Origin of the sequence: Mycobacterium sp. IDR2000157661 (assembly GCF_022317005.1) — a bacterium.
Classification (GTDB): Bacteria; Actinomycetota; Actinomycetes; order Mycobacteriales; family Mycobacteriaceae; genus Mycobacterium.
In genome coordinates, this window is the sequence record NZ_CP081006.1 from 461,198 (window position 1) to 473,152 (window position 11,955).

Sequence of the window (11,955 nt, forward strand, 5' to 3'; positions counted from 1 at the left end):
AGGGTTTTCATTTTCATCCCATGCCGGTGTCCAGGGCTCGTTTGAGCACCTTCCCGGTCGCGTTGCGGGGCAGGGCGTCGACGAACACCACGTCTCGGGGCACCTTGAACCGCGCCAGGCGGTGCCGCACATGCTCGCGGACCTCGGTGTCGGTGAGGGTGGCGCCGGGCCGCAGCACGACGAAGCTGCGCAGCCGTTGGCCGTACTCGTCGTCGGGCACGCCGATCACCGCGACTTCCCGGATCGCCGGGTGTGATGCCAGCGTCTCCTCGACTTCGGCGGGGAACACATTCTCTGCGCCCGAGACGATCATGTCGTCGTCGCGGCCGTCGATGAAAAGTCGGCCGGCGGCGTCGAAATGCCCGACGTCGCCGCTGCAGAGCAGACCGTCGATGATCTCCTTGCCGCCGCCACCGGTGTAGCCGTCGAACGGGATGGCGTTGCCGACGAAGATGCGGCCAGTGGTGCCGGGTGGTGATTCGCCGCCGCTGTCGTCGAAGAGTTTGACCACCGTGCCCGGCACGGGGCGGCCCACGCATCCGGGTTCAGCCGCGAGATCGGCGGGTGTGGCGATCGTGGCGTAGGCAACCTCGGTGGAACCGTACATGTTGTAGATCACCGGGCCGAAGACGTCGAGCGCCTGTCGGCACAGCGCAGCGCCCAGCGGCGATCCCGCGACGAAGACGATCCGCAACGCGGACAGGTCGCGAGTGACCAGTGTTTGCGATCGCGCGTCGATCAAGCGACGCACCATGACCGGAACCGCGATCAGGGCCGTGACTTTGTGTTCGGCCAGGCTGCGCAGAGTCAGTTGCGGGTCGAATCGCCGACGGACGATCATGGTCGATCCCAGCAGCAGCGCGAGCATCACATGCCCGAAGCCCAACGCGTGGAACAGCGGAACGCAACACTCGGTGCTCTCTCGCGCCCGGAACGGCACCTTGCTCAGCAGTCCACCCGCCGGGAGAAGCGAGCGGGGCTGGGACCGGGACGCGCCTTTCGGTGTCCCGGTGGTTCCGCTGGTGAGGATCACCAACTTCGCATGCTGTCTCGGCGCGACCGGTGGGCCCGGATCGCTGCGCTCGATCAGCGATTCCACCGAGTCGGCCACCGCGGAGTCGGCCCAGGCGACGACGCAGCCCAGCCGAAGATCAGCCGGAGCCGACGCACCGTACTCCGCATCGTGGACCAGCATGTCGGCGCCTTCCCGCCGCAGCACGTCCCGGATCTGGTCCGGGCCGAAGTCGGTGTTGAGCAGAATGATTCGCGCCCCGCACTTGGCGGCCGCGAACAAGGCGTCGAGGAAGCCACGGTGGTTGCGAGCGAGGATCGCCACGCCGTCTCCGCCACGCAATCCGCGGTGAAGCCAAGCGTTGGCAAGCGCGTTGGACCGCGCATCGAGGTCGGCGAAGCTCAGCACTCCGCGTTCATCGACGAGCGCGGCACTGGACCGGTGCCGTATCGCCGCCGTGCTGACCGCGGCTCCGATGGGCCCGTAGTCGCGCATCCGCTGCGCCATGGTGCCGAGGTGACGAACCGGCATCGGCGTCAGGGCGCCGGTGCGGGCCACTTGGCGAAGCGCCCACAGTTCCTGTGCGACATGGGTCAGGCGGTTGGTCGACGGAGTCGGTGTCATGGGTCGCGGTGCCCTGACGCAGCGCTAGCCCGTGACCGCGGCATCGCTGGACGTGCCGCGGTAGTCGACGTGCCAGTGTTTGATGCCGTTGAGCCACCCAGAACGCAACCGCTCCGGCGCGGAGATGGGCGTCAAATCGGGCAGATGATCGGCGATGGCGTTGAACATCAGGTCGATGGTCATGCGCGCCAGGTTGGCCCCGATACAGTAGTGCGCACCCGTCCCCCCAAATCCCAACTGCGGATTGGGGCTTCGCACGATGTCGAACGTGTGGGGGTCGTGGAAGACATCCTCGTCGAAGTTCGCCGAGCGGTAGAACAACACCACGCGTTGGCCCTTCTTGATCGGTGTGCCCGATACCTCCGTGTCCTGCAAAGCGGTGCGTTGAAACGCCGTGATCGGGGTGGCCCATCGCACGATCTCGTCGGCGGCGGTTCTTGGACGCAGCTGCTTGTACAGCTCCCACTGGTCGGGGTTCTCAGTGAATGCCATCATGCCGTGGGTAATGGAGTGACGCGTGGTTTCGTTACCAGCCACGGCAAGGGTGAGGACGAAGAACCCGAATTCGGCCTCCGAGAGCTTCTCACCGTCGATGTCAGCCTTGAGCAGCTTTGTGACGATGTCGTCGCCGGGTTCAGCCGATTTCAACTGAGCCATCTGCATCGCGTAGGTCAGTACCTGTACCGACGACGCTTGACCATCGGTCTCGGCGTACTCGGGGTCTTCAGCGCCGGTCATCTCGTCGGCCCAACGAAAAAGCTGCGCTCGGTCCTCCACCGGCACCCCGAGCAGCCCGGCGATGGCCTGCAGCGGCAATTCGTGTGCGACCTGCTCGACGAAGTCTCCGTTTCCGTGAGCGGCCGCCGACCGTGCGATGGCCTGTGCGCAGTCACCGAGTTCGTCGCGCAGCCGCCCGACAGCGCGCGGAGTGAAGCCTCGCGAGACGATCTTGCGCAGGCGGGTGTGGTGCGGAGCGTCTACGTTGAGCATCGACGCGCGAGCGGCATCGATGTTCGCCCGATCGACATCGTCGGGGTAGCGCGGCAGTGCCGTGTTCTCCCACGTGGAGAAGACGTCATTGCGAAGCGAAACCTCCCGCACGTCCTTGTGTTTGGTCACTACCCAGAACCCGCCGTCATTGAATCCGCCCTTGCCGACGGGCTGCTCGTTCCACCAGATAGGAGTCGTTCGCCGAAGCTCGGCCAACTCCTCTACCGGGAGCCGCTCGGCGTAGATGTCGGGGTTGGTGAAGTCGAACCCGGCAGGTAATTGTGGTTGCTCCATAGACATGTCCTCGCTGGGAGACGGGTTGATCGAGATAGCGGTTCAACGTCAGCGTCGCGACCGAAGCTGTTGACTTGAGGCGACGAACAGGGTGCCGCCGATCATCGCTTTCGCGGCCTGCAGCGCTGATCGGTAGGCGCGCGGCGGAAGGGTCGCCGCCTGATCGGTCAGCCCACGCGCCAGAGCGTACACGGCGTCGGTCACCCCCACGGGGTCGCTGCCCCGCGGTAATCCACCCTGAACATGGGCATTTTCGATGACGCCGGCGATGATCTCGCGCAGCGGTTCGAGCTCGGCGCCCGACGACCGCAGGGGTCGTGCGAAGGCGACCGCCTCGGCGAGGGTGGCCCGTTCGAACGCGGCGAGGTAGGGATACTCCTGCATGAGCAATCCTGATTCGTCGAGGACCGCCGAGAGCCGGTCGATGACGTCGCCGTCGCGGCGACCGGCCGCCCGCAGGCGTGGCAACGCCACCTCTTCGATCTCGTGGACCGCCGCGGTGAGCAGCTCGGACTTGGTGGCGAAGTAGTTGTACAGCGCCGCGCTACTCACCTCCGCCGAGCGGGCGATCTCTCGGATGGACGCTTTGGAGTAGCCGACCTCGGCGACGCAGCGCATCGTCGCGGTGAGGATGCGCCGACGGGTCTCCTCGCCGTTCGCGCCGACCGGACGGCCCAACTGCGGAGCCGCTCGTGCGGCGTCACTTCGAGTCGGCATCGAACCCTCTCAGCAGTTGTCAATCTTCTCCGTGTCAACCCGCGACACCGGCAAAGATATCTAATCAATCGATCGTTTATATGGCAAGACACGAGTTCGGCCGCATCCCGACGCAACGATGTCCGACCGTGAGCGACCTCAGCGTTTACGGAAAACCGTGCGGTGCCAGTCCTTCTCGGCGGCACCGGTGATGTCGCTCATCACATGCTTGACGGTGAGGTACTCCTCGAGTGAGTAGTCGCTCATGTCCTTGCCGAACCCTGAAGCGCCGAAGCCGCCGTGCGGCATCTCCGAGATGATCGGGATGTGGTCGTTGATCCACACGCAGCCGGCGTGGATCTCGCGTGACGCCCGCTGAGCCCGGTACACGTCGCGGGTCCACGCCGAGGCCGCCAGCCCGTAGGAGGTGTCATTGGCCTGCCGCAGCGCGTCGTCGTCGTCGGTGAACGCCCGCACCGTCAGCACCGGGCCGAAGATCTCGTCGCGGTAGACCTCCGAGCGCTCGTCGACGTCGGCGATCACCGTCGGTGAGTAGAACGACCCCGGCCGCTGCGGCGCCGACCCACCGACGACGATGCGGCCGCCCTGCCCCGGCGCACGCTCGACCATGCCCGCCACCTTCGCCCGGTGCGCCGTCGAGATCAGCGGCCCGAGGTCGGTGTCCGGGTCCTCCGGATCGCCCACCACGATCTTGGCGAACAGTTCGGCCACTCCGGCGACGAAGTCGTCATACAGAGCCTGCGCGACGATCGCACGCGTCGCCGCCGTGCAGTCCTGCCCGGTGTTGATCAACGCGCCCGCGACCGCGCCCTGGATCGCCGCGTCCAGGTCGGCGTCATCGAACACCACGAACGGCGCCTTGCCACCCAATTCCAGCTGCACCCGGTGCCCGTACACCGCCGCGGCGGCCATCACCTTGCGGCCGACCGGCGTCGACCCGGTGAACGTCACCATGTCGACGTCGCGGTGCCCGGCCAACGCCGTACCGACATCGGCGCCGGCACCGGTGACGACGTTGAGCACGCCGTCGGGCAGACCGGCCTCGGTGGCCAACCGCGCCAGCGTCAGCGTGGTCAGCGGGGTGATCTCGGCCGGTTTGATCACGACGCTGCAGCCGGCGGCCAGCGCGGGGATGACCTTCCACACCGCCATCTGCAGGGGATAGTTCCACGGGGTGATGGTCGCGACGACGCCAACGGCTTCGCGCCGGATGCTCGACGTGTGGTCGCCGGAGTACTCGGCGGTGGCCTTGCCCTCCAGGTGGCGCGCGGCGCCGGCGAAGAAGTCGATGTTGTCGACGCTGCCCGGCACGTCGAACTCCGCCGCCAGCCGCACCGGCTTGCCTGTCTGGCTCACCTCTTCGGCGACCAGTTCGTCTGCGGCTTCGCCTGCCAGCGCAGCCAGCCGGAACAGCACCGCCGCCCGCTCGGCCGGCGTCGCGCCCGACCACTGGCCCAGCGCCGAGCGCGCCGCCGCCACCGCGGTGTCCACGTCGGCGGGCGTCGCCAACGCATACGCAGCGACCGACTCGCCGGTCGCGGGGTCGATCACCGGGTGAAGCGAACCGCCGGTGCTGACCGGCGCGCCGCAGATCCAGCTTCCCGCCACGCTGGTGGATACCCCGGTCATGGCCTCAACGCTAACCGACCGAGGCGCGACCGGCTACGTATTCCCGCTGTCACAGCGCCCACAAACGAGCGATTTCATGGCGATAGTTGATTGCCACGACGAATTCCGTGCACAATCATATGCATGCCTAACCCTGGTTTCCCGCACGGCATCGGGCCCGTCTCGTTTCGCGTCAACCAGTCTCGGCCAGGCGCGGTGTTTCAGCTCGACGATCTGTCCAAACAGATCATCGAGAAGTTGCAGCAGGACGGGCGCCGGTCCTACGCCGGTATCGGCAAGGCGGTGGGCCTGTCGGAGGCTGCCGTGCGTCAGCGGGTACAGCGCATGGTCGACGCCGGGGTCATGCAGATCGTTGCCGTCACCGATCCGATGCAGTTGGGCTTCGCCCGGCAGGCGATGATCGGCATCAAATGCACCGGTGACACCACCCTGGTCGCCGAGAAATTGGCCGCCATCGAAGCCGTCGACTACGTGGTGCTCACTGCGGGCTCGTTCGACGCCATCGTCGAGGTCGTCTGCGCGGACGACGACGACCTCCTCGATCTCCTCAACACCCAGATCCGTGCACTGCCGGGAGTGATATCCACCGAAACTCTTGTCTACCTGAAACTTGTTAAGCAGCAATACAACTGGGGTACAAGATGACGACCACTGATATCACTCGAGAAGTTTCCACCGAACTGGAGGCCAAGGCCAGCCGGCACCTGTGGGGCCATTTCGCCCGGCATGGCCGCGGCATCACACCGCCCATCATCACCCGTGGTCAAGGCGTGACCATCTGGGATGACAAGGGCAAGAGCTACATCGACGGCTTATCCGGTCTGTTCGTCGTGCAGGTGGGCCACGGCCGCGCCGAACTCGCCGAGGCCGCTGCCAAGCAGGCCGAACAATTGGCGTTCTTCCCGCTGTGGTCCTATGCCACTCCGACCGCGATCGACCTGGCCGAGCGACTCGCCGGCTACGCGCCGGGCGACCTGAACCGGGTGTTCTTCACCACCGGCGGCGGCGAGGCCGTCGAGTCGGCGTGGAAGCTGGCCAAGAACTACTTCAAGCTGACCGGCAAACCCGGTAAGCACAAGGTGGTTTCGCGGTCGATCGCCTACCACGGCACGCCGCAGGGCGCCCTGGCGATCACCGGCCTGCCGGTGTTCAAGGCGCCGTTCGAACCGCTGACCCCCGGCGGTTTCCGCGTGCCGAACACCAACTTCTACCGCGCCCCAGAGCCGTACGCGCACGACGCCAAGGCGTTCGGCCAGTACTGCGCCGACCGCATCGCCGAGGCCATCGAGTTCGAGGGTCCGGAGACGGTGTGCGCTGTCTTCCTGGAGCCGGTGCAGAACGCCGGAGGCTGCTTCCCGCCCCCGCCAGGCTATTTCGAGCGGGTCCGCGAGATCTGCGACGAGTACGACGTACTGTTGGTTTCCGACGAGGTGATCTGCGCCTACGGCCGGATCGGTTCCATGTTCGCCTGCGACGACTTCGGCTATGTACCCGACATCATCACCTGCGCCAAGGGTTTGACGTCGGGCTACTCGCCTATCGGCGCGATGATCGCCTCCGACCGGCTGTTCGAACCGTTCAACGACGGCAAGACGACGTTCGCGCACGGTTATACGTTCGGCGGACATCCGGTGTCCTCGGCGGTGGCGCTGGCCAATCTCGACATCTTCGAACGCGAGGGCCTCAACGACCACGTCATCCAGAACGCACCGGTCTTCCGCGCCACCCTCGAACGACTGCTGGAGTTGCCCATCGTCGGCGACGTCCGCGGCGAGGGGTACTTCTACGGCATCGAACTGGTCAAGGACAAAGCCACCAAGGAGACCTTCGATGACGAGGAGTCCGAGCGGCTACTCCGGGGTTTTCTCACCCCCGCACTGTTCGAGGCCGGCCTGTACTGCCGCGCCGACGACCGCGGCGACCCCGTCGTGCAACTGGCACCGCCGCTGATCAGCGGGAAAAAGGAATTCGACGCGATCTACGACATCATGCACCGGGTGCTCGGCGAAGCCAGCCGCATGCTGTAGGCCGACGGCGTAGCGTCGAGCAGGTGCCGACGAAGTCACCGCGCACACGAGGAGCGAAATGGCCCCTAGGAAGCCGTCGATCGATCCCGTCCGCTGGCAGCCGCCGCCTGTCGATCCGCTGCCCGATCTGCCGCCGGCCGAACTGACCGTCATCGGGCTGCCCGGCCATGCCCCAGAGGACGTGGTGGTCGACGGCGACGGCGCCATCTGGACCGGCGTCGACGACGGCCGGATCCTGCGGATCACACCCGACGGGACCGCGTCCGTCATCGCCACAACCGAAGGCCGGCCGCTGGGCATGCATGTGGCGCACGACGGGCGCATCCTGGTGTGCACCAGCCCCGGCGGCCTGCTGGCGCTCGACCCGGGCAGCGGCGCGTTGGAGACGCTGGTCGGCGAGGTCGACGACCGGCGGCTGATGTTCTGTTCGAACGTCACCCAATCACCGGAAGGCACAATCTATTTCACCGAGTCGACGAGTGCGTTCAGCTACGCCCACTTCAAGGCCGCCGTGCTCGAGGCGCGGCCGCGCGGCAGCCTGTTCCGGCGCGACGCCGACGGCACCGTGCTCACCGTCGCGGCGGGTCTCTACTTCGCCAACGGCGTGACGCCGACCGCGGACGGGTCGGCGCTGGTGTTCGCCGAGACGATGGGACGGCGGCTGTCGAAGTTCTGGTTGACCGGCGAACGCGCGGGCACGGTGACGCCGCTGCGCGTCAACCTGCCCGGGCATCCCGACAACCTCTCCACCGGCGCCGACGGCCGCATCTGGTGTGCGATGGTCTCCCCCGTCAACGCCGCCGCCGAGCGACTCGCGACCAGTGCCCCCCTGCTGCGCAAGCTGGTGTGGAAGCTGCCCGACCGCCTGCAGCCCCAGATCAAGCCGGAGGTGTGGGCCGTCGCGTTCGACCCCGACAGCGGTGAGGTGGTCAACGGACTGCACACCGAGCATCCGGCGTTCGGCATGGTGACGGGACTGGTCGAGGCCGACGGCCGGCTGTGGATGGGCTGCATCGGCTCGCCTGCCGTCGCGCACTGCCCGGTACCCTGACGCCGGAACCTTTGTCACTCCAGTCACATCAGTCACAGCGCGCCTCCGCGTAAACGGCCGCCGGACGGCTTAGTCTGCGCTCACCATGGCGAACCTCCGGATATCGTCCCGGCGCGCTGCCGCACTGGCAGCGGCGCTGCTCTTGCTCACCGTTCCGGCCGTGGCAAGCGCCCAGCCGCCCGCAGCACCGGAGGGCAGCACCTGCCCGTACCGTGAGGTGACGCCACCCGCGGTCGACGCCTCGGAGGTGCCCAAACCAGGCCAGGCGCCGCCTGCGCCGCTGCCGGTCCCGGCGACGCCGCTGGGCGGTGACGCGCTGAGCGGGTGCGGTGTCATCACGGCTCCGGGCACGCCGCCGCTGCCCACCGACGTCTCGGCCGAGGCCTGGATCGTGGCCGACCTCGAAACCGGCGACGTCATCGCGGCCAAGGACCCACACGGCAGGCACCGCCCCGCCAGCATCGTCAAGGTGCTCACCGCGATGCAGGCCATCAAGGAATTGCCGATCCACAAGGTGGTGCCCGGCACCGCCGAGGACGCCGCCCAGGAAGGCACGAGCGTCGGCGTCGGCGAGAACGGCCACTACTCCATCAATGACCTGTTGCACGGATTGCTGATGTACTCCGGCAACGACGCCGCGCACGCCCTGGCGATGCAGATGGGCGGCGTGGACACCGCGCTGGCCAAGATCAACGACCTCGCCAAGAAGCTGGGCGGGCACGACACCCGGGTCGCGACACCGTCGGGTCTCGACGGCCCCGGCATGAGCACGTCGGCCTACGACATGGCGCTGTTCTACCGCTACGCCTGGCAGAACCCGATCTTCACCGACATCGTCGGCACCAAACACTTCGACTTCCCCGGTCGCGGCGACGTCGGCTACCCGATAGAGAACGACAACAAGCTGCTGCTGAACTACCCCGGCGCGTTGGGCGGCAAGACCGGCTACACCGACGACGCCGGCCAGACCTTCGTCGGCGCGGCCGAACGCAACGGCCGCCGACTGGTCGCCGTGCTGCTCAAGGGCACCCGCCAGCCGATCGCCCCGTGGGAACAGGCCGCCCATCTGCTCGACTACGGTTTCGCGACTGCGCCCGGCACCAAGATCGGCACGCTGATCGAGCCCGATCCGTCGTTGACCGGTAGGCCGGCGACCGACTCCGCCGACACGGCCGCGACCGCCGCACCCTTGCTGGGCGATGTCGACGCGATGCCGGTGCGGGTCGGGGTCGCGGTCGTCGGCACCGTGATCGTGTTCATGCTCATCATGGGCGCGCGGTCACTGAACCGGCGACCGGCGCCCTAAAGCGGGCTCCGTTCGGGTCTGTCCACTACCCCCGGTGCTCCGTTAGTCGCCTTGCAGTCGAGGTCAATTCATGGACATAACGCTCGCGTTCCTTGCGCGGCACCGCTGCACGGAATGGACCGATCTGTAATTCCCACTGGGCGCGACGCCCTGAATCGAAGACCGGCGTGGTCAGCACGCTGACAGGCAGATCGTCGTTGACCGCGAGCTCTTCCGGCGTGTACGGCATGCCGTTGAGGTTGCTGAGCAGCTGCGCCACTCGGTCGCGGAGACCGGTGCCGGCCGGGCTGTCGGACAGAAAGCTGACCACGTCGGCGATGACGTCGACGGTATCGATGCTCGCCGCGCCGACACCCCATATCCCCACGCCGGTGTCGCGAATCGTGTTCAGCAGATGCGCCAGCCGTGCGTGGTCCTCCCGGGCCCCTCGGGCGAGCCAGGCTTTCTGCATCGCCGTGTCGGCATATGCGACCGTCGCCGCTCCGGCGGGCGGAGCCAGTGGTACCCGTGTCCCGGAAGCGATGCCCGCGGGAATCCGGCCGGAGCCGATCGCAACGGCGACGACGATCATCTGGTCGCGGTGAACGGTGCTCAGCCCGACCGCGCAGCCGACCCTCTCGGCGAGGCGGTCCAGCTCGGCGTCCACTTCGGCGGGGTGCGGCAGCGCCGGGCGCACCCGCTCGCTGATCGCGATCAACGCGGGCCCCAGCCGGTACGTCAGGTCAGGCTGCCGAATCACCCAGCCCTTGTGGTCGAGTTCGGAGAGGATCGCTCCCGCTGTCGACCGGCTCAGGTCAAGCCCGTCGGCGATCTCGGCGGCCGAATGCGGCCGATCGCGGACGGTGAGGAACTCGATTACGGCGACCACACGCTGTGTCGGAGGTGAAGTCGAGGCCGCGACAACCTTGACACCGGTCACGATGGCTCCTAACGTCATCGGACAACAGATATTCGTACAGTATGGTACGAATAGTCGGAAAGCGAATCGATGTGAGTGCCGTTGCCGCCACCCTGCCGCCGGCCGACATGGACGGCGTCGATTTCGCACTGGACGATCAACCCGACTTACACGCGGTCATGGCTGCGCTGCGCCGCAACCGCGACTACGCGATCGTCCGGTTCGCAGGAACGCGGGCCGTCCTGTTGCTCACCCAGGAACTTGTCGCGGCCGGTTTCAGGGACGAGGAGAGGTTTCCTTCGTCGGCTGCCTATTCGCTCACCACCGCACCAGTCTGGGGTCGGACAATCCAATGCATGACCGGTCGTGAGCACCGCGTCAATCGGGCCATCGTGTCAACGCCGTTGCGACGCAGCCATGTTGGGCGATACATAGCACCGATTATCGAACCGGTCGTCAATGACTTGATCGACCGGTTCGCGAATCGTGGCGTTGCCGACCTGGTTCCGGAGTTCACACAGCGCTTCTCCCTGCTGATCAACAACCGAATGCTCGGCATTCCGATCGAAGACGAAAAGACCGTATACCGGTGGGCACAGGGACTGCTGCACTACGCCATCGAACCCGACGAGGCCAAGCGGTGCGCGAACGAGCTCACCGAGTATGTACTCCCGATCGTCGCGGCGCGACGCCGAAATCCAGGTGACGACATGATCTCGCGCTTGGCCACCGAGACGACCGACGACGGTGACCGGCTCGACGATGAACAGATCTTGTCCTTCATCCGCTTGTTGTACCCGGTGGGTGCGGACACCACCATGCTTGCAATGGGCAATGTTCTCGCCGCCCTACTGACCCATCCAGCAGAGTTGGAACTGGTGCGTTCTGATCCCGACGAGCACATCCACCATGCGATCTGGGAAGCGCTGCGGTGGGAGGCGCCAGTGGGCACGCTGCCGCGAGTATGCCCCAAAGCCACCAGGTGGCAAGGCATTGATATCCCCGCGATGACGCCGATCGTGTTCGCCATCAACGCCGCGAACCGCGACCCGTCGGTGTACCCGGACCCGGACACCTTCGACGTCACTCGGCGCGCGACGCCGTTGGTCGCCTTCGGTCAGGGTCCTCACAGCTGCATCGGCAACTGGCTGGCCTTCGCCGAACTCACGACCGCGATGCGGCTGCTGCTGGAGCGGCTGCCCAATCTGCGCCTTGCCGAAGGCGCCGAAGTCAGGGTGACCAGCCAGGTTGTCCCGACACTGCGTGGCCCGAACACACTGCCCGTCACCTTCGATCGGTGCTCACCAACCAGCGCGCAAACCATCCACTGCGCCACCATCGCCGCCGCGACGTCGCGCCGGCCGGACACCACCTGAACAGCCCAACCAACAACCACAAGGCCCCAAT

The 11,955-nt window shown here is 66.7% G+C and carries 10 protein-coding genes; 5 read left to right on the forward strand and 5 right to left on the reverse strand.

The genetic code is table 11. The features are described 5' to 3' along the window. Positions 1–13: 13 nt before the first annotated feature. The 4 genes from K3G64_RS03115 to K3G64_RS03130 form a co-directional block, all read right to left on the reverse strand. Positions 14–1,636 carry an AMP-binding protein gene (locus K3G64_RS03115; RefSeq protein WP_238888919.1) on the reverse strand — a complete coding sequence of 541 codons (1,623 nt, stop codon included), beginning with the start codon at positions 1,634–1,636 and terminating at the stop codon, positions 14–16. Between the two features lie 24 nt (positions 1,637–1,660). Next, positions 1,661–2,920 (reverse strand): cytochrome P450, encoded by a 1,260-nt coding sequence (locus K3G64_RS03120; protein WP_238888920.1) that lies wholly within the window; start codon positions 2,918–2,920, stop codon positions 1,661–1,663. Between the two features lie 48 nt (positions 2,921–2,968). Further along, a complete protein-coding gene (locus K3G64_RS03125) occupies positions 2,969–3,637 on the reverse strand; it encodes a TetR/AcrR family transcriptional regulator (RefSeq protein ID WP_238888921.1) in 669 nt (222 codons plus the stop codon). Between the two features lie 138 nt (positions 3,638–3,775). Continuing rightward, the gene (locus K3G64_RS03130) at positions 3,776–5,266 is read right to left on the reverse strand and encodes a gamma-aminobutyraldehyde dehydrogenase (RefSeq protein ID WP_238888922.1); all 1,491 of its coding nucleotides are present in this window, start codon (positions 5,264–5,266) and stop codon (positions 3,776–3,778) included. 123 nt (positions 5,267–5,389) lie between these two features. On the opposite strand from K3G64_RS03130, the gene K3G64_RS03135 reads away from it, so the two are divergent. From K3G64_RS03135 to K3G64_RS03150, 4 genes are all read left to right on the forward strand, one after another. Continuing rightward, entirely contained in the window at positions 5,390–5,911 is a 522-nt protein-coding gene (locus K3G64_RS03135; protein WP_238888924.1) for an Lrp/AsnC family transcriptional regulator, read from the forward strand. Continuing rightward, on the forward strand, positions 5,908–7,293 hold the full coding sequence (locus K3G64_RS03140) for an aspartate aminotransferase family protein (protein WP_238888926.1): 1,386 nt from the start codon (positions 5,908–5,910) through the stop codon (positions 7,291–7,293). Before K3G64_RS03135 ends, K3G64_RS03140 begins: the two co-directional genes overlap by 4 nt. 58 nt (positions 7,294–7,351) lie before the next feature. Continuing rightward, complete coding sequence (locus K3G64_RS03145; RefSeq protein WP_238888927.1) at positions 7,352–8,344, forward strand: SMP-30/gluconolactonase/LRE family protein; 993 nt, start codon at positions 7,352–7,354, stop codon at positions 8,342–8,344. Between the two features lie 85 nt (positions 8,345–8,429). Continuing rightward, entirely contained in the window at positions 8,430–9,650 is a 1,221-nt protein-coding gene (locus tag K3G64_RS03150; RefSeq protein WP_238888929.1) for a D-alanyl-D-alanine carboxypeptidase family protein, read from the forward strand. Between the two features lie 25 nt (positions 9,651–9,675). Here K3G64_RS03150 and K3G64_RS03155 read toward each other — a convergent pair whose 3' ends face one another. After that, positions 9,676–10,569, reverse strand: coding sequence for an IclR family transcriptional regulator (locus tag K3G64_RS03155; RefSeq protein ID WP_238888931.1), 894 nt, complete (start codon positions 10,567–10,569; stop codon positions 9,676–9,678). A 71-nt stretch (positions 10,570–10,640) separates the two neighbouring features. Here K3G64_RS03155 and K3G64_RS03160 point away from each other — a divergent pair, with 71 nt between their 5' ends. Then, positions 10,641–11,924, forward strand: a complete 1,284-nt coding sequence (locus tag K3G64_RS03160; RefSeq protein WP_238888933.1) for a cytochrome P450 — start codon at positions 10,641–10,643, stop codon at positions 11,922–11,924. Positions 11,925–11,955 lie beyond the last annotated feature (31 nt).